General features: G+C 63.0%; 16 protein-coding genes. 5 read left to right on the forward strand and 11 right to left on the reverse strand.

Annotated features, from left to right (window positions below; all coding sequences use genetic code 11):
- Positions 1 to 18: 18 nt before the first annotated feature.
- The 6 genes from L9B60_RS18515 to L9B60_RS18540 all read right to left on the reverse strand — a co-directional run bounded on the left by L9B60_RS18515 (position 19) and on the right by L9B60_RS18540 (position 6,548).
- The gene (locus L9B60_RS18515) at positions 19 to 1,005 is read right to left on the reverse strand and encodes a 2-hydroxyacid dehydrogenase (protein WP_249672191.1); all 987 of its coding nucleotides are present in this window, start codon (positions 1,003 to 1,005) and stop codon (positions 19 to 21) included.
- Positions 1,006 to 1,270: 265 nt separating this feature from the next.
- On the reverse strand, positions 1,271 to 2,083 hold the full coding sequence (locus L9B60_RS18520; protein ID WP_249672192.1) for a class I SAM-dependent methyltransferase: 813 nt from the start codon (positions 2,081 to 2,083) through the stop codon (positions 1,271 to 1,273).
- Between the two features lie 59 nt (positions 2,084 to 2,142).
- Complete coding sequence (locus L9B60_RS18525) at positions 2,143 to 2,574, reverse strand: GNAT family N-acetyltransferase (protein WP_249672193.1); 432 nt, start codon at positions 2,572 to 2,574, stop codon at positions 2,143 to 2,145.
- Positions 2,571 to 3,962: an efflux transporter outer membrane subunit gene (locus L9B60_RS18530; RefSeq protein WP_249672194.1), complete on the reverse strand. Its 1,392-nt coding sequence runs from the start codon at positions 3,960 to 3,962 to the stop codon at positions 2,571 to 2,573. Before L9B60_RS18530 ends, L9B60_RS18525 begins: the two co-directional genes overlap by 4 nt.
- Position 3,963: 1 nt before the next feature.
- Entirely contained in the window at positions 3,964 to 4,995 is a 1,032-nt protein-coding gene (locus L9B60_RS18535; protein ID WP_249672195.1) for an HlyD family secretion protein, read from the reverse strand.
- Complete coding sequence (locus L9B60_RS18540) at positions 4,992 to 6,548, reverse strand: MFS transporter (RefSeq protein WP_438865991.1); 1,557 nt, start codon at positions 6,546 to 6,548, stop codon at positions 4,992 to 4,994. The genes L9B60_RS18535 and L9B60_RS18540 overlap by 4 nt, the downstream gene beginning before the upstream one ends.
- A gap of 42 nt (positions 6,549 to 6,590) precedes the next feature.
- On the opposite strand from L9B60_RS18540, the gene L9B60_RS18545 reads away from it, so the two are divergent.
- The 3 genes from L9B60_RS18545 to L9B60_RS18555 all read left to right on the forward strand — a co-directional run bounded on the left by L9B60_RS18545 (position 6,591) and on the right by L9B60_RS18555 (position 8,575).
- Entirely contained in the window at positions 6,591 to 7,346 is a 756-nt protein-coding gene (locus tag L9B60_RS18545) for an IclR family transcriptional regulator (RefSeq protein ID WP_249672197.1), read from the forward strand.
- Positions 7,347 to 7,554: 208 nt separating this feature from the next.
- A complete protein-coding gene (locus tag L9B60_RS18550; RefSeq protein WP_249679775.1) occupies positions 7,555 to 7,809 on the forward strand; it encodes a DUF2790 domain-containing protein in 255 nt (84 codons plus the stop codon).
- A gap of 166 nt (positions 7,810 to 7,975) precedes the next feature.
- Complete coding sequence (locus L9B60_RS18555; RefSeq protein WP_249672198.1) at positions 7,976 to 8,575, forward strand: DUF998 domain-containing protein; 600 nt, start codon at positions 7,976 to 7,978, stop codon at positions 8,573 to 8,575.
- Positions 8,576 to 8,581: 6 nt separating this feature from the next.
- Here L9B60_RS18555 and L9B60_RS18560 read toward each other — a convergent pair whose 3' ends face one another.
- Together L9B60_RS18560 and L9B60_RS18565 are read right to left on the reverse strand one after the other, a co-directional pair.
- The gene (locus L9B60_RS18560) at positions 8,582 to 9,766 is read right to left on the reverse strand and encodes a trans-sulfuration enzyme family protein (RefSeq protein WP_249672199.1); all 1,185 of its coding nucleotides are present in this window, start codon (positions 9,764 to 9,766) and stop codon (positions 8,582 to 8,584) included.
- 28 nt (positions 9,767 to 9,794) lie between these two features.
- Entirely contained in the window at positions 9,795 to 10,862 is a 1,068-nt protein-coding gene (locus L9B60_RS18565) for an NAD(P)H-dependent flavin oxidoreductase (protein WP_249672200.1), read from the reverse strand.
- Between the two features lie 263 nt (positions 10,863 to 11,125).
- Here L9B60_RS18565 and L9B60_RS18570 point away from each other — a divergent pair, with 263 nt between their 5' ends.
- The gene (locus L9B60_RS18570; RefSeq protein WP_249672201.1) at positions 11,126 to 11,785 is read left to right on the forward strand and encodes a LysE family translocator; all 660 of its coding nucleotides are present in this window, start codon (positions 11,126 to 11,128) and stop codon (positions 11,783 to 11,785) included.
- Between the two features lie 233 nt (positions 11,786 to 12,018).
- Here L9B60_RS18570 and L9B60_RS18575 read toward each other — a convergent pair whose 3' ends face one another.
- Positions 12,019 to 12,837: a helix-turn-helix transcriptional regulator gene (locus L9B60_RS18575; RefSeq protein WP_249672202.1), complete on the reverse strand. Its 819-nt coding sequence runs from the start codon at positions 12,835 to 12,837 to the stop codon at positions 12,019 to 12,021.
- A gap of 114 nt (positions 12,838 to 12,951) precedes the next feature.
- On the opposite strand from L9B60_RS18575, the gene L9B60_RS18580 reads away from it, so the two are divergent.
- A complete protein-coding gene (locus L9B60_RS18580; RefSeq protein WP_249672203.1) occupies positions 12,952 to 13,437 on the forward strand; it encodes a GyrI-like domain-containing protein in 486 nt (161 codons plus the stop codon).
- On the opposite strand, the gene L9B60_RS18585 is transcribed toward L9B60_RS18580, so the two are convergent.
- Both L9B60_RS18585 and L9B60_RS18590 read right to left on the reverse strand, forming a co-directional pair.
- On the reverse strand, positions 13,427 to 15,070 hold the full coding sequence (locus L9B60_RS18585) for a phosphoethanolamine transferase (RefSeq protein WP_249672204.1): 1,644 nt from the start codon (positions 15,068 to 15,070) through the stop codon (positions 13,427 to 13,429). The genes L9B60_RS18580 and L9B60_RS18585 overlap by 11 nt on opposite strands.
- Positions 15,071 to 15,207: 137 nt before the next feature.
- On the reverse strand, positions 15,208 to 16,611 hold the full coding sequence (locus tag L9B60_RS18590; RefSeq protein ID WP_249672205.1) for an MFS transporter: 1,404 nt from the start codon (positions 16,609 to 16,611) through the stop codon (positions 15,208 to 15,210).
- Between the last annotated feature and the right edge of the window lie 7 nt (positions 16,612 to 16,618).

Genomic DNA, 16,618 nt, shown 5'->3' on the forward strand with positions numbered 1-16,618 from the left:
TGCTAGCACGCCCGGCGCTCAAGCCTCGACCAGATTGCGCGGGCGGCCGTGCGCCCAGTCGGAAATATTGCCCAAGGTGGTCTCGGCGATGGCGGCCAAGGCTTCGCGGGTGAGGAAGGCCTGGTGGGCGGTGACGATCACGTTGGGGAAGGTCAGCAGCCGTGCCAGCACGTCATCCTGCAGCGGCAGGTCGGAGCGGTCTTCGAAAAACAGCTGGGCCTCTTCTTCGTACACGTCCAGCCCCAGGTAGCCCAGTTGGCCGACCTTGAGCGCATCGATCAAGGCCGGCGTGTCGACCAGGGCGCCGCGCCCGGTATTGATCAGCATGGCGCCGCGCTGCATGTGCGCCAGGGACTGGCGGTTGATCAGGTGCCGGGTGCCTTCGGTCAATGGGCAGTGCAGGCTGATGATCTGCGCCTGTTGCAGCAGTTCATCCAGCGGCAGGTAGCGCGCGCCCAGTGCCTGCACCTGCGGGTTGGGGTAGGGGTCGTGGGCCAGCAACTGGCAACCGAAGCCTTGCATGATCTTGGCGAAGGTGGCGCCGATCTGCCCGGTGCCGACCACGCCCACGGTCTTGTTGACCAGGTCAAAGCCCGTCAGCCCGTGCAGGGTGAAGTCGCCATCGCGGGTGCGGTTGTAGGCGCGGTGGGTGCAGCGGTTCAGCGCCATGATCAGCGCCACCGCGTGCTCGGCCACGGCGTGGGGCGAGTAGGCCGGCACCCGCACCACGCTCAGGCCCAGGCGCTTGGCGGTGGGCAGGTCGACATGGTTGAAGCCGGCCGAGCGTAGGGCTATCAGCCGTGTGCCGCCGGCGGCCAATACTTCCAGCACCTGGGTGCCAAGGTCGTCATTGATGAAGGCGCAGACCACTTCATGGCCTTTGGCAAGCGGCGCGGTGTCCAGCGTCAGGCGGGCCGGTTGGAAGTGCAGCTCGACACCTTGGGTATTGGCCGAGGTGAAGCTGTCTTGGTCGTAGTGTTGGCTGCTGAACACAATGGTGCCCATGGCGACGCTCCTTGAAGTGAACGCAGGGAGTGTAGCGCAGCGGATTTGTGGGTTGATTGCGTTGGGTCAGGGAAAGCGGTGGTGGGGCTTCGGTTGATAAGTTACCCCCAGGCATACCCATCACCCCGTAGGAGCGGATTAATCCGCGAAAGCCATACTGCAGAGCATCAGACACACCGCGCCGCTTTCTTCGCGGATAAATCCGCTCCTATCGTCTGAATTACAGTGAGGCTTTCCCAGACACCGCGAACCAGGCGCTACGCCCTCACGGTTTGACGAACCGCAAGGTCATGCGGTCCGATTCGCCGATCGCCACGTATTTGGCGCGGTCCTTGTCGCCTTCGCGCAACACGGGCGGCAGGGTCCACACCCCTTGCGGGTAATCCTTGGTGTCCCGGGCGTTGGCGTTCACCTCACTTTGCCCGGCCAGTTTGAAGCCGGCATCAGTGGCCAATTTGATCACGTAGTCGGTGGGCAGGTAGCCGCTTTGCTTGATCTCATCCACCGATTCACCCGGCTTGCCACGATGGTCCACAACGCCCAGGGTGCCGCCGTGCTTGAGCACGCTGTAGAAGCCCTTGAACATGGCCGGTGCCGTGTCGGCCATCACCCAGTTATGTACGTTGCGGAAGGTGAGCACGCTGTCGACCGAATTGGGCGCGCCGAAGCGTGGGGCCTTGGGGTCGAATTCCACCGAAGTGGCCTTGGCGTAGTGTGCAGGGTCGGCGGCGAACTTCTGTTTGAGCCCGGCGGCGGCCTTTTTAAAGTAATCGCCACTGGCCGGTGCCTGCAGGGCGGCGATGTACTGGCCATGGTCCTTGAGCAACGGGGCCAGCACTTCGCTGTACCAGCCACCGCCCGGGGTGATCTCGATGACTTTCTGGTTGGCCTTCAAACCGAAGAAGGTCAGGGTTTCGCGCGGGTGACGGTAGGTATCGCGCACGCTGTTTTCCGGTGCGCGCCAGCTGCCCTGCAGCACCTGGTCCCAGGTGTGCGCAGCGATGTCGGAGGAGGCCGCCTGGGCCTGCGGCAGTGCCAGTGCTGCAAAGGCCAGGGCGGCCATTGAAGTGAATTTCATACCGATCCTTGATGTGTTCAGACTGCTCTGGACACTAGCACGCAGGGCAATCCTGGCGATCACACTTTTTGTTCGGTCGACCTTGCTGGCGGTTCTAAGCGCACCATGGCCAGCAACGGTTTGCTGCGCTGGTAGCGGGCCAGGCGGTCGGCCAGTGGTGGTGGCAGCCGGCCGGTTTCGGCAAAGCCTGATCGGGCGTAAAAGCTCATGAGGTCCGGGTGGCAGAACAGCCACACGGCACCGGCCTGTTGCGCCAGGGCCTGCCCGATCAATTGGCTGGCAACGCCCTGCCCGCGGCAGGCCGGATCGACCAATAGCCCGGTCAGCCAAGCGCCGTCGGCCACCGGCGTCAGGCACAGGCCGCCAATAATGTGCGGCGCGCGAGCCACCCACGGCTGCGCTTGGGCGGGTGCGCGCATGGCCGAGCGATGGGCTTTGTAGAACTTGGCCAGCAGCGGGCGCTGGGGTTCATCCAGCGGGCCGATGTTCATTGCGGCCAACCGCCGCCCAGGGCGCGATACAGCAGCACCCGGTCGAGGGCGGCCTGGGTGCTGCTGTCCACCAGGGCGCTCTGGGTTTCCAGCAGCGAGCGCTGCACGCCCAGTACGTTGATGAAATCGATGGCGCCGCCCCGGTAGCGTTCCCGGGCGGTGGTCAGGGCCAATTCGTTTTGCCGTACCGCCTCGCTCAGGGCCGCATGGTGCTGCTGCTCGGCGCTGTAGTCGGTGAGCGCGTTGTCCACTTCATGCCAAGCGCCCAGCACCACTTTCTGATAGTTGAGCGCGGCTTCCTGTTGCTGATGTTCACGCAGCTGCAGGGTGCCGGTCAGGCGGCCGCCCTGGAAGATCGGCAAGTACAGGCTGGGGCCGTAGTTCCATTGGCGCGAGTTCCAGGCGCCCAGGTCCGAGCCGTCAATGGCCTGGAACCCGAAGCTGGCGCCCAGGCTGACCCGCGGGTAAAAATCGGCCTTGGCCACGCCGATGGCGGCGGTGGCACGGTGCAGGGCGGCCTCGCTTTGCTGGATGTCGGGGCGCCGTTGCGCCAGTTCCGAGGGTAGGCCCAGGGGCACGTCGGGGGCCGGGTTTGGAATGGGCTTGGGCTCGTGCAATTCGTCGTTCAAGGCGCCGGGGGCAGCACCGAGCAAGAAGCTCAGGGCGTTGATAAACCGCGCCTGCTCGGCCTGCAGCATCGGTAGGCGCGCCTCGATGGTGGCCACCAACGCGGCCGAGTTGGCAGTGTCCAGGTTGGTGGTCACGCCGTTCTCGAAGCGCGTCTGGGTCAGCTGTTGGCTGTGCCGGGCAATGTCCAGGTTCTGCCGGGCCACGGCGATCTGCGCCTGCACGCCCCGCAGCTTGAGGTAGTCGGCGGCGGTTTCGGCGCTGATGCTCAGCAGCACGCCATCGCGCTGCGCCCGGCTCAGGTCGACCTCGGCATCAGCCACTTCGAGACTGCGGTGCACATGGCCCCACAGGTCGACTTCCCAACTGGCGTCGACGGCGCTGCTCCACAGGTCGAACGACGATTTGCCGCTGCGGTTGGAGGCATCCAGCAGGCCGACGGCGCTGTTGCGTTCACGCTGGTAACTGCCGCCCAGGCTCACGCCGGGCAATTGCTGGCTGCCGCTGACCTGGCGGGCGATACGGCTTTGCTCCAAGCGGTTGGCGGCGGTGCGTACGTCAAGGTTGGCTTCGGCGGCGCGCTCCACCAAGGCGGTCAACTGGGCGTCGCCCAATTGCTGCCACCACTGGCGGTCGACGGCCGCGCTGCGGGTGGCCGGGCCCCAGTGGGCCGGCAGGGCCGGCTGGGGTTTCTGAAAATCGGGGCCCACGCTGCAGGCGCCAAGGCTGGCCAGGGTGAGCAAAAGTGCCGCGCGTTTCATCTCAGTGTTGCTCCCGGGCGGTGTCGACACGGGCGATGACCGACATGCCCACGCGCAAATGATCCAGGCCAGGCTGGTCGGGTTCGAAGACGATCTTCACCGGGATGCGCTGCACCACCTTGGTGAAGTTGCCGGTGGCGTTGTCCGGGGCGATGGCCGAGAAGGCCAGGCCCGTGGCCGGGGCGACGCTGTCCAGGTGGCCCTTGAAGACCTTGTCCGGGAAGCTGTCGACACGCACTTGCACCGGTTGCTGCAAGGCCATGTGTGCCAATTGGGTTTCGCGAAAGTTGGCGACCACGTAGGCATCATGCAAGGGCACCAGGGCCAGCAAGGGCATGCCTGGGGTGACATAGGCGCCGGTGCGCACCGAGCGCTGGCCGACCATGCCGTCTGCGGGCGCAAGGATGCGGGTGTAGGACACGTTCAGGTCGGCCTGTTGCAGCGCCGCTTGCTCTTTGGCCAGGGTAGCCTGGGCCACTTCACGCTGGGCCTTGAGTACGTCCAGGCTCTTTTGCGCCCCGACCTTGGCGGCATCGTCGCGGTCACGGGATGCTTGCCAGCCCAGCAGCTCGGACTCGGCTTTTTGCCGCTCTTCCTGAGTACCGGCGCCATTGTTGGACAGGTTGCGGTAACGCTGGGCGTTGGCCTCGGCGAACTTCAGGGAGGCGGCGGTGGAACGGATACGCGCGCTGGCCTGGTCGATCTCGGCGCCCTGGCGCTCGATGCCGGCGGCCAGGTTTTTCAGTTGCGCCTGCGCGGCGTTGACGTTCGCCGTGGCGGCGGCCTGGGTGGCCAGGTAATCGCGGTCGTCCAGTTGCGCCAGCAGTTGCCCGGCCTTGACCGACTGGTTGTCTTGCACCGCCACGGCGGTCACTTGCCCGGAAACCCGGGCCGATACCCGCACTGAATCGGCGGTGACGTAGGCGTCGTCGGTGCTTTGCACCGAGCTGTGGCCCAGCAAGCGGTAGCCACCATAGGCAGCACACAAAACGACGGCGACGACGGCGAGGGAGACAGCGGTTCTATGGTTCATGGCGATACCGGAGGTTGCGGTGGGTAAGCCCGCTTGGGCAAGGTCAGCAGCACGATCAACAGCACCGCAATCACTGCCAGCAAGCCTATGAAGGCATCACTGAAGGTCAGCACGTAGGCTTGCCCGCGCACGCGCCCGGCAATGCCGACGAGTGTTTCGGGGCTCAAGCCTTGGGCCCTTTTGCCCAACTGGTCGAGCAGGGTGTTGGAATGAAAGTGTTCGCGGGCGGTAATGAAGTTTTCCAGCACGCTGCCGGCAATCACCGAGAACAGCGCGCGCAGGGTGTTCACCATAGAGGAGGCGAACGGGCCTTCCATCGGGTGAATCACCCCGGTGGCGAGCATCAACAGCGGCACCACCACCATCGGTTGGCCGATGGCGTGCAGGGCTTGCAAGGCATAGAAATCCTCGCGAACCCACTCGCCGGTCAGCAGCGAACCGCCCAGGCAGGCCAGGCTCAACAGGCCCAGCCCGGCAGCGATTACGTAGCGAGCATCCACCCAATTGCGGTTGATCACCCAGGCCACCATGGGCGCCAGAATCAGTTGCGGCAGGGCGATGCACAGGGCGATCGGCATGGTTTGCAACGGCCGGTAGCCCTGCACGCCCGTCAGGTAGGCGGCAGGGATGGCACTGCCGGCCAGGCTCACGAACATGAACAGGGTGAGGGTGGTGATACCGAAAGCAAAGTTGCGCCGCTCCAGCAATTGCAGCTTGAACAGCGGCAGCGGGTGGAACCATTCGTTGATCAGAAACAATGGCAAGGTCACGCCCGCGCCCAGCAGCAACACGCAAATCAGCGGCGACTCCAACCAATCCAGGCGCTCGCCTTGGGTGAGCGCGATGACCAGCATGGCGATGCCACCGCAGCCCAGCAGCATGCCGCGCCAGTCCAGTTGCCTGAAGCGCTCCAGGCGCAGCGGATCCTGGGGCAGGCCGAAGGCAATCAACGCGGCGCCCATAAGCCCCGCAGGAATGATCTGCCAGAACACCAGCTTCCAATCCGAGCCCTCGGTCCACAGGGCGGTCAGCGGCATGGCCAGGTTGGGCCCGAAGGTTGCCGTCAGGGCATAGGCCGACAGCCCGTACAGCTTGATGTGCCAAGGCAAAAAGCGCAGCGCCACGGTCATCAGCAACGGTGGCAGGCAGCCGCCGGCCATGCCTTGAAGCACACGCAAGGCCAGCAGGCTTTCCAGGTTGGGCGCAAACGGGCACAGTGCGCCGCACAGGCTAAAGAGCAATGTCACGACGATTGCAAAGCGTCGCAACGAGAAGGTCACCGCCAGCCAGGGCGCGATCAACATGGTCGCGACTTCAGCCGCGCTGTAGGCCGAGGTGATCCAGGTGCCTTCGTCATGGCCCAGCCCGAATACCCCCAGCAGGTCTGGCAGGGCGATGTCGGTGACGCGATCATTGATGCCCGAGGTCAGGGCAGCGATCAGCACGCCGACCAGGCCGAGGGCCAGCCGCCAACCGAAGGGGGCCGGGCTGGGTGGGGGAGCAGGGGGAGCAGACACGAAATATCCCAAGCGCCGCAGCGCAATGAATGGCATAATCGGTACAGTGTACTGTCCAGTGATACATGAGGCAATCGTATGATTTCAGAATCCGACCGAAGCGGTATACAGGTCATCTCCCGAGCGGCCGCCATTCTGCGCTGCCTGGAGAGCGAGCCTGCGGGGTTGAGTCTAGGAGCCATCGCCAAGCGCATTGAACTGCCCCGCTCGACGGTGCAGCGCCTGGTCGATGCACTGGCGCTGGAGCAGTTGCTGGAAGTGCGCGGCGCCGGTGGCGTGCGCCTGGGCCCGGCCTTGATGCGCCTGGCCGCGCACAGCCATGTCGACTTTTCGCAAATGGCCCGGCCTTATCTGGAAGACTTGTCCCGGCGCAGCGGCGAGACCGCGGTGCTGTATTACGGTGGCGGCAGCGACTTGCTGATTCTGCACTCGGTGGTGTCGACCCAGGAATTGCGCGTGGCGCCCAGCACCGGCAACTTCCTCAGGGTGTTTGCCTCTTCCGGGGGCAAGGTGCTGTTGGCACGCCAGTCCAATGAAGCCGTGGCGCAACTGCTCGAAGGCTTGGTCGAGCCGCTCACGCCCAATACGTTGACCCTGCCGCAGTTGTTGCAGGAACTGCAGCAGGTGCGCGCTGAAGGCTTCGCCTACGACCGCGAGGAGCACATGGTCGGCGTCGGCGCCGTGGCAACCGGTTTGTACACCGAGCAGGGGGCCTATGCCATCTCGCTGGTGGGGCCGGCCTGGCGGATCAAGGCCCAGCATGAGTTCATCAAGCAGGCGCTGGGCGAGTGCCGCGATGCGCTCGCCAGCGCGGTGAATGGCACACAGGTCTAGGTATTGTTACGGTTTTTACAACAGTGCATGTCCGTGTTTGATCTTTAATATTTATCCGCAGGTTGTAATATATACCTGTCCCCACGCAATAACGGCGGGACAGGTACTTCGTGTTACGCCTAACTGTTAAGTCTGCGTAACAACTTCTTCCAGCCAGCACCGGCAAATGAAGTCAATCACCGAGATTGCTTTAAAGGCCTTCCTCAAAATGAAAAGTTTAATTGCACTTGCGTTGATGGGTGTTTCCACTTTTGCGGCAGCGGCCAGCGTGGAAAGTTCCAACAAATCGGCTGTTCAGGAATACACTTATTCTACCCACTTGGATATTGCCAAGGTCATCGACATGTCAACCGTGCCCAATGTCTGTGAAGTGGTGCCGGCGACCATGACTTACGAAGACCACCAGGGTCAGCGCCACACCATCGAATACAAAGTGATGGGTAACGGGTGCAGCCAGAGCTAAGCCCTGCGGGCCTTCGCACACCCTTCAAGCGGTAGGTGTGCGCATCGGCCACGCGCTTTCATCGTGACCCGATTCGCTCCCTGTAGTAAGGTCGGCCGTCGCCGTCCATAGGCCAGGAGTGAAACCGTTGAAGGCAAGCACGTTAAAACCATTGTACTGGGCAGGGTTGATTACCCCGATATGGCTATTGCTGGGGTTGATTATCGCCAGCAGTTATTACCCCGGTTACAGTCAAATCAACCATGCCATGAGTGTGCTCGGCGCGGTCGATTCCCCCGTTCATGTGTTGTCGCCATTGATTAACAACTTCCCGTTGGGTTTGTTGTTCATCGCCTTTGGCCTGGGCGTGGTGTTGACCTTCAAGCAAGGCGGTTGGGTGCGCTTGAGCGGCCTGCTGATTATCCTTCACGGCCTGGGCAGCCTGAGCACCGGGTTGTTCTCGTGTGACGCGGGTTGCGCGCCATCGATTCCTTCTGTTTCGCAGAATATCCACAACCTGTCCGGCCTGGTCATGCTGCTCAGCCTGCTGGCGGCCAGTACGATCTGGATGTTCGTGGGTGTGCGCCGTGACGGCTGGCGCGGGTTCGGCTTTTTCTCCATCGTGTGTACGCTGGTAGCCGTTACGGCGATGCCGCTGATGTTCGCGGCCACCAAAGGTGACGTGGGCTTTGGTGCCTACCAGCGCATCAACTATTTTGCCGAGCTGATCTGGCTGGCAGGCTTTGCCTGGAACTTGCTGCAACGCGCCGACAGCGGCCGCGTCTGAAGCCTGCTAAACGATAGCCGCCAATGCCTGGCGGATATCGTTTTCCAGGTCTTGCACGTCTTCGATCCCCACGCTCAAGCGCACCAAACCCTCGGTTACGCCGTACTGCAAACGAATGTCTGCGGCCACGGCGCTGTGGGTGGTGGAGGCGGGGTGGCAGGCCAGCGAATCGGTGTCGCCCAGTGATACGGCCTGAGTGACCAAGGCCAAGCGGTCCAGGAAAGTTCGGGCCGCTGCCCGCCCGCCCTTGAGCTCGAACGACATCAAGCCGCCAAAGCGACTCATCTGGCGTTTGGCGACGGCATGGCCGGCGTGGCTTTCAAGGCCTGGGTAAAACACCCGGTCGATGGCCGGGTGCGCCGCCAGCAACCGGGCGATGCGTTCGGCACTGATCGAGGCCGCTTCGACGCGCAACGGCAGCGTCTTCAACCCGCGGATCAACATCATGGCCTCGAACGGGCTCAGGCAACCGCCGAACTGTTTGAGGCCTACCGTACGGACCTTTTCCATCAAAACTTTGCTACCAATGGCGACGCCACCTGTGGCGTCGCCGTGGCCGCCGATGAACTTGGTGGCCGAATGCACCACCACATCAATGCCCCATTCAAGCGGCCGGGTGAGGCAGGGGGTGGCAAAGGTGTTGTCGGCCACGGTCAGGATCTTCGCCGCCTTGGCCACCTGCGCCACGGCCTGCAGGTCGACGATGCCGAGCATGGGGTTGTCCGGGGTTTCGGTGAATATCAGCCGGGTGTTGGGGGTGATCGCGGCCTGCAATTGGGCGGCGGTGGCCACGTGCAATGAGCGCACGCCGAAGCGTGGCAACAGGTTGCGCATGACCCCTTCGGTGCCGCCATATAGGGTGCCCACGTGGATCACCTCATCACCGGCCGACACCAGGGCCATGACCGTCGAGCAGATTGCCGACATGCCGCTGGTAAAGCCCACCGCGCTCTCGCCACCTTCCAGGGCAGCCATCTTGGCTTCGAAAACGGCGACCGTGGGGTTGGCGAAACGGCTGTAGACGTATCCCGGGCTTTCGCCGCAGAAGCGCCGCTCGCCGTTATCGAAGTCGCCGTAGGAGTAGGCCGAGGCGGTGCTGATGGGGGTGGCCACGGCGCCCGTGGTCGGGTCGGGTGTTTGCCCGGCATGCACCGCCAGCGTGCGCATGCCCAGTGTCGAATCCTTGCTCATGTGAAACCCCTTTTTAGTGGTTATCGCTTCACAGAGTAGACCTCGCGGCCAGGTATTCGTCGTGCAGCACCTGCACAAGTTCGCCGGCCGGCAAGCTGCGCGCGCGAGTCGCTCCGGTGCCGGCCCAGTGCGCGGCGAACTCGGGGGTGCCGGCCTTGCTGGCCGCCTCGATCAGCTTTTTGCCGGCGTTGTAGGCAATGCCAAAACCTGGCACCGGTGGGTGGCCTGGTGCGCCGACTTCCTGGATAAAGCGATTGACGATGCCCCGCGCTGGGCGCCCGGAAATCACCGTGGTAAGGCGCGTTTCAGAGGCCCTTGGGCTGGCGAGCATCTGCCGGTAGCCGGCGTTGGCGGCAGACTCCGGGCACAGCACGAACGCAGTGCCCAATTGCGCGGCGCAAGCGCCCAGGGCGAGCACGCCGGCCACGTCCTGGCCGTCCATCAGGCCACCAGCGGCGATCACCGGAACATCCAGGTGTTGCACCAATAGGCTGACCAATTGATGGGTGGTCAATTGCTGATCCACCGCCTGGGTGTCGAAAATCCCGCGGTGGCCGCCTGCCTCGAAGCCTTGCGCCACCACCATGTCGATCCCGGCTGCCTGGACCCGCAAGCCCTCTTCAAGGGAGGTGGCCGAAGCGAGCAGTACGATGCCGGCCGCCTTGAGGGCGTCGATGCACGCTTGTGGCGGCAACCCCAAGTGCAGGCTGACCACGGCGGGGCGTTCTTGCAGCAGTACCTGCAATTGCGCCTCGTCGTTGTACAGGCTTGAGTAAATGTCGTGGAGGGAGCCGGGCGTGGCAGCGCCGAGTTCGGCGAACCAGGGGTGCAGGTGCTTGAGCCAAGCCTGCTCGATGGCGGCGTTGGGCGTGGACGGCACCTGGCAAAACACGTTCACGTTAAACGGCGCGTCGGTCAGGCTGCGCAACTCGCCAATCATCGCGCGGCCTGCTTCGGCGTTCACCGCCGCAATCGAAATGGAGCCCAGGCCACCGGCATTGCTGACGCCTGCAGCCATGGCCGGTGTTGCCGTGCCCGCCATGGGGGCCTGGATGATCGGGGTGCCGATACCCAGCGTCTGGAGCGCGTCGTTCATGGGGGCAGTACTCGAGGGGGAGTGATGCAGTCCATCCTATGAGGGGGTGGGCTATTAATAAAGCCCGGGTGGCGGACTATCTGATATCAATTGGGTGCATATCAGTTAGGGGTTTGTCGAACCTGTACATCGTGACGCGATATATGATGCAGCGCGATATATTTGCTGTTGCAGAACCTGTGCCCAAGCGCAATTTCTTCCAATACCCCCACCCCCCGCTTCTGGCTTAATAGCGCCACTTTCGATCAGCGGACGTTTTTTGCATGCAGTTCACCAGTGGTTTTTTACTGAGCCTGTCGTTGTGCCTGGACATTGGCGTGGCCAACATCGCCATGATCACCCTGGCCATGCAGCGCGGTTACCTGCAGGGTTTCTGGCTGGGCCTGGGCACCTGTTTTGGGGATTTGTTCTACGCCATCCTGGCGCTGGCGGGCATGACCGTGCTGTTGCAGTACGAGTGGGTGCGCTGGGTGTTGTGGATTGGTGGGTCGGTGCTGCTGGTGTATTTTGCGCTGAAGATGATTCTGACGGCGCTGCACCCCAGTACTGGGCTGCCCGTATCCGGCGAGGTGGTGGCCAATTCGGGGTTGAAGGAATTTGGCCGTGGGGTTTTCCTGGCGGTGTCTTCGCCCACGGCGATCCTGTGGTTCGCGGCAGTGGGCGGCACGCTGATTTCGCGTTCCGGTGGCGGCGGCGGGATGAGCGCGGGGTTGTTCCTGGCCGGGTTCTTTTGCGCCGGGGTGCTGTGGTGCGTGTTCATTTGCACGGCGGCCAGCCAAGGCGGCAAGTTGCTGGGCAATCGCCTGCTGAAATACTCGTACATGGCCTCGGCGGCGATCTTCTGTTACTTCGCGGTGTACGTGATCATGTCCGGCTATCGGGAATTCATCGTGCAAGGCTCGCAGGCGATGGCTGTTCTGTAATAGGTGATATACCTATAGGACATCCATCACGCGGAGGGCACGTCCATGAAAGGTATGGATGCAAAAAAGGCCGGCAAGAAGAAGCCGACTCGTACAGCCGAAGAGAAACGCAAAGAGAAGCACGTCAAGAAAGTGAATGTCGGAACCCTTGGCGAGCATTGATTTGATGCTGTGATTGTTATCCCCCTCACCCCAGCCCTCTCCCTCAAGGAGAGGGGTCTTTCTTGTAGCGTTTATATAATTTGCTTAAACCCGCCCGGGTAAGGGTGGTGCGCCGCCGCATAGACCTGAGGCGTCACCCCCATCACCTTGCGAAACGCATTGATGAAATGACTTTGGTCGTAAAACCCCAGCTCATCGGCGATATCCACTGCCGGCTGGCGCTTGCGCAGCCGTTGGCGCGCTTCGATCAGGCGCAGTTGCATCAGGTACTGCAAGGGCGCAAGCCCGGTGGCTTTCTTGAAGCAGCGTACAAAGTGGTATTTGCTCAGGCCCACGGCGGCCGCCACCTCGTCCAACTCCACTTTCTGGCCCAGATGCGCGCGCAGATAATGCGTGGCCTGGCGCATGGCGAGCGCATGCTCCCCGGCGGCCGTGGTGGCCGGTTCCAGTAATTGGCCCAGCAAACCCAGCAACGCCTCCTCCTGCTCGGCCACGCGCCCCGGTGCTACCTGGGCAAACTCGACGATGGCGCTGTATAGCCCCTCACCCTGCAACACACCCTGGGCAAACTCCGGGCAACGGTTGGGGCCTGGCAGGTGGTTGTCGACGATGACCCGGCGCACGGCCTCGGCATCCAGGTGCAGGCTGATGTATTCGACCCCTAGCGGGCCGAATTCCGAACCCTGCACGGCCATGGGGTTGTACAAAGTGACGCTGCCCGGTGGTACGTCCAGGGTCTGGCCGTCCAGCCAGATCCGCTCATGGCCGGCCAGGTTGGCGCTCAGCACGTATTCGTCGTGGGTGTGGCGCGGGAAACTGGCCGCCTGGGCCCGTACCCACGAGGATTCGACGACGGTGCCCGCCAGCCACTGTTCGGTAATCAGGGCCATGGCGGACCTTTGCGCAGGGGGAAGGGTCTGAAAATTAACGCAAGGCCCCCCGTGATGGCAACCAGGCCATAAACGGCTAGAGTTGCAAAACCCTTTTATGGATGAGTGGTGATTATGTCGGATGCACCTGATACCGGTCTTCAACCGGACCGTTTTGAACAAGGCCCGGCCCTGATCGTTGCCGGATTTGGCGAGCGCTACACCCTGGAAACCAACAGTGGTATCGCCGCGCTGTGGAAGGACTTCCAGCCATATCTGGGCAAGGTGCCAGGGCAGGTGGGGCACGAAAGTTACGGCGTGTGCTGCAACCCCGATGGCGAAGGCGGCTTCGAATACATCGCCGGGGTACAAGTGGAGACCGAGAAAGGCCTGCCCGACGAGTTTCGCTGGATCAAGTTGGCGCCCCGCCGTTACGCGGTGTTCAAGCACGAGGGGCATATCTCGGGGATAGGCCAGACGTTCCAGAGCATCTGGAACGACTGGCTGCCCAACTCCGGTTTACAGGTGGCCGAGGCACCGGAGTTCGAGCGCTACAGCAGTGACTACGACCCGCTCACCGACACCGGCGTGCTGGAAGTGTGGTTGCCGCTCAAGGGCTGACCTGGCGGCAGTCGTGGAACATGTCCAGGCCAGACTGGTACACGCCGGTCTGGATCTGGAACAGGCCCAGCACCGAGTGGAACAGGTTGTCGTGGCTCAAGTCCTTTTCGTCACGCTTGGCGGCCAGGCACTTGCGGTCGATGCCTTGGTCGGTCAAGGCGTTCTGGCCGAACCACATCACCATGGGCACGTGGATCTGCGCTTCTGGGGCAATGGCGTAGGGCGCCGCGTGCAGGTACATGCCGTTCTCGCCCAGTGACTCACCGTGGTCTGACACGTAGATCATGCTGGTGTCGAACCGTTCCTGGTTGGTCTTGAGCAAGCCCACCACCTTGGACAGGAAATAGTCGGTGTAGAGGATGGTGTTGTCGTACACGTTCACCAGCTCATCGGTGGTGCAGCTGCCCAACTGGTTGGTGTGGCACACCGGCTTGAACTTCTCCAGCTCCTTGGGATAGCGGTCGTAGTACTCGGGGCCATGGCTGCCATCGGCGTGCAGCACGATGATCGCGTCGCCTTTGAGGCTGTCGATGGTGTCCTGCAAGCCCACCAGCAAGGATTCATCCAGGCAGTTGGTGCCGTCGCAGAACTTGCTCGGCTGGTCCTTGGGAATGTCGCGATGAGGCACGCGCAGGCAAGTGCCCTTGCAATCGCTGTTGTTGTCCAGCCACAGCACTTGCACACCGGAGCGCTGCAGGATGTCCAGCAGGCCTTCGTTGGTCTTGCCCTTCTTGTCGCTGTAGTCGCTGCGCGGGAACTTGGAGAACATGCACGGCACCGAGACAGCCGTGGAGGTCCCGCACGAGTGCACCTGGGTGAAGTTGAGGATGTCCAGCTTGGCCAATTCCGGGTTGGTATCGCGGCCGTAACCGTTGAGCGAGAAGTGATCGGCACGGGCGGTTTCACCCACAACGAAAATCATCAGGTTCTTCTTGCTGCGCTCTTTGGCCTGGGGGCTCATCACCGCGTCTTCGCCCACCGGTTGCACCACGAAGTTCTGCTTGATGCCCAGCCGCCCCTTGGCCAGTTTGCCGGCCGCGTAGATATAGTTGGTGGGGTTGATGAAGTGGGTGAGCTTGTCTTCCTGGCGGAAGATCGGCGCGTAGGTGGAGTAGAACGCAGCCACGGACGCGGCGACCACCACCAGGCACCCGACGATCACCAGGATTTTGTTCAACAGCCCGGTAAAGAAGCGCCGATAGGTGACCGGTAGCCACCAGATCAAGGCCGACGGCAACACCCCCAGCACCAGCAGGTAGCCAAACAGTTTCGGGCTGAGTAGCGCCTTGGCTTCGCCAGGGTTGGTTTCGATCACGTTCTGCAGCATCACCGTGTCGATGGCGATGCCGTAGTTGTTCATGAAGTAGGCGGCCGCCGCAGACAGCAGCGCCACCAGGGTGAGCACCGGCTTGAGCAGTGGCCGGAACGACACCAGCGTCAGCAACAGGGTGATGGCCGCCCACAGGAACAGCCCGAAGGACAGGTAGAAGCCCATCCGTTTGGCGCCCTGCAGCGTGATCAGGTCAGCCAGTGCGTGCCAAGTGGCCAGGTTGTAAAAAAGCACCAACGCCAATGAAAACATCACCACTAGCCGAGTGGAACTGACACTCGGTAACCGTCTGCCCTGACTCATCTGCCACGCACCCCATTTCTTTGGTTCTGTTGTCTTTGATCAATTTGACCCCTTCGCGGGGGCTGCCACTCTAGTGGTGGACGGATCAAAATATTGTGAAACACAATCGTAACAGTCGGTGGGCGGGCACGCGCCAGTTAAAAACGAATCGCTGCACTCCTTATCGCCAATGCGATTGCCAGCAACGGCGCCACGCTCAACACCCCGAACAACCAGCGCGCCGCCTGCGCCGCGCCCTCGACGCCACCCGGTGCATTGAGCCCGGCCTGGTTGGCAATCATGCCCGCGATTGCCGCGCCCAGGGCGGTGGCGAACAACTGCACGGTGGTGATCGACGAGGCCGCCGCTTCCTGCTCCTCAGGTGGCGCCACTTGCAGCACCCGGGTCAGCAGGTGCGGCCAGCCCAGGCCAATGCCGAAACCGATCAAGGTCAGGCCCAGGCAAATCGGGCCGAGCACTGTCCAATCGCCGCCACCGGCAACGGGGCTGAACACAGCCAACAACACCAGGCCGATCAGCACGCACACCGGGCCGCCGACGATCGCGCGGCGAACGCCCGCGCCCAGCCACCCGGCACTGAGCAGCTCGGCCGTGGTCCAGCCCACTGCCATCAATGCGGCAAGGTAGCCGGCTAGCAGGGGTGTTTGGCCGTGCAGCAGTTGCAAAAAATACGGCACGAAAATTTCACCGGTCATGCCGATGATCAACAGCGCCATGGTGCCGTACAGGGCGAACAGCGGCGAACGCGGATGCAACGCCCCTTTGGGCAGCAGGCGGGTAGCGCTGCGCGACTCCTTGGCCAGCAGCCAGGCCATTAGCACGGCCGCCACGCCCATGCCGGCCAGATTCCACCGGGGTGCCTGCGACAGGCTGCCCAGGCTGATCGCCAATACCGCGGCCACCAGCAACAGCAATTGCGTGACCGGCAAGCGGCCGGCGGCCGGGCGCTGGGCTTCAGCACGTGGCAGCACGCTGAAGGTCAGCAGCAGGTAGGCGAGGGTGATAGGGATCAGGCTGCCAAAGGCGGCGCGCCAGACGTGCAGTTCGGCGAAGATGCCGCCGATGGCCGGGCCAATCAGGCAGGCGATGCCCCACATGCCTGAAATCAACGCCATGGCCCGCGGCCACAGGCGTTCGTCGAACACCCGCTGGATCATCGAGTACGACAACGCGAACAACAGCCCACCACCCAGGCCCTGCACCGAGCGCCCCACCAGCATCAACGGCATGTTCGGCGCCAGGCTGCAGGCCAGGCTGCCCAGCAGGAACAGGCCACCGGCCACGCCATAGGCACCCCGCGGGCCGGCGCGTTGCAACAAGCGCGCGGTCAGGGCCGAGCCCAGGATCGAGGCCACCACGAACAACGTGGTGTTCCAGGCGTATAGGTGCAAGCCGCCGATGTCCTGCACCACCGAGGGCAGGATGGTGGTGGCGATGTAGATATTGATCGCGTGCAGGGCGACCCCGCCGGACAGGGCGACCGAGCGCGCGGCATTGCGCCCCGACAGCAATTCACTCCAGGTGCTTGCTTGCGTGTTCATGGCAGTC

The organism is Pseudomonas abieticivorans (assembly GCF_023509015.1).
Classification (GTDB): Bacteria; Pseudomonadota; Gammaproteobacteria; order Pseudomonadales; family Pseudomonadaceae; genus Aquipseudomonas; species Aquipseudomonas abieticivorans.

Excerpts from the sequence above, each read along its gene's own strand:
- L9B60_RS18515 (WP_249672191.1), bottom strand. The coding sequence starts at position 1,005 with ATGGGCACCATTGTGTTCAGCAGCCAACACTACGACCAAGACAGCTTC.
- L9B60_RS18565 (WP_249672200.1), bottom strand. The coding sequence starts at position 10,862 with ATGAACGACGCGCTCCAGACGCTGGGTATCGGCACCCCGATCATCCAG.
- L9B60_RS18530 (WP_249672194.1), bottom strand. The coding sequence starts at position 3,962 with ATGAAACGCGCGGCACTTTTGCTCACCCTGGCCAGCCTTGGCGCCTGC.
- L9B60_RS18560 (WP_249672199.1), bottom strand. The coding sequence starts at position 9,766 with ATGAGCAAGGATTCGACACTGGGCATGCGCACGCTGGCGGTGCATGCC.
- L9B60_RS18585 (WP_249672204.1), bottom strand. The coding sequence starts at position 15,070 with ATGAGTCAGGGCAGACGGTTACCGAGTGTCAGTTCCACTCGGCTAGTG.
- L9B60_RS18580 (WP_249672203.1), top strand. The coding sequence starts at position 12,952 with ATGTCGGATGCACCTGATACCGGTCTTCAACCGGACCGTTTTGAACAA.
- L9B60_RS18590 (WP_249672205.1), bottom strand. The coding sequence starts at position 16,611 with ATGAACACGCAAGCAAGCACCTGGAGTGAATTGCTGTCGGGGCGCAAT.
- L9B60_RS18520 (WP_249672192.1), bottom strand. The coding sequence starts at position 2,083 with ATGAAATTCACTTCAATGGCCGCCCTGGCCTTTGCAGCACTGGCACTG.
- L9B60_RS18575 (WP_249672202.1), bottom strand. The coding sequence starts at position 12,837 with ATGGCCCTGATTACCGAACAGTGGCTGGCGGGCACCGTCGTCGAATCC.
- L9B60_RS18570 (WP_249672201.1), top strand. The coding sequence starts at position 11,126 with ATGCAGTTCACCAGTGGTTTTTTACTGAGCCTGTCGTTGTGCCTGGAC.
- L9B60_RS18535 (WP_249672195.1), bottom strand. The coding sequence starts at position 4,995 with ATGAACCATAGAACCGCTGTCTCCCTCGCCGTCGTCGCCGTCGTTTTG.
- L9B60_RS18545 (WP_249672197.1), top strand. The coding sequence starts at position 6,591 with ATGATTTCAGAATCCGACCGAAGCGGTATACAGGTCATCTCCCGAGCG.
- L9B60_RS18540 (WP_438865991.1), bottom strand. The coding sequence starts at position 6,548 with ATGCCATTCATTGCGCTGCGGCGCTTGGGATATTTCGTGTCTGCTCCC.
- L9B60_RS18525 (WP_249672193.1), bottom strand. The coding sequence starts at position 2,574 with ATGAACATCGGCCCGCTGGATGAACCCCAGCGCCCGCTGCTGGCCAAG.
- L9B60_RS18550 (WP_249679775.1), top strand. The coding sequence starts at position 7,555 with ATGAAAAGTTTAATTGCACTTGCGTTGATGGGTGTTTCCACTTTTGCG.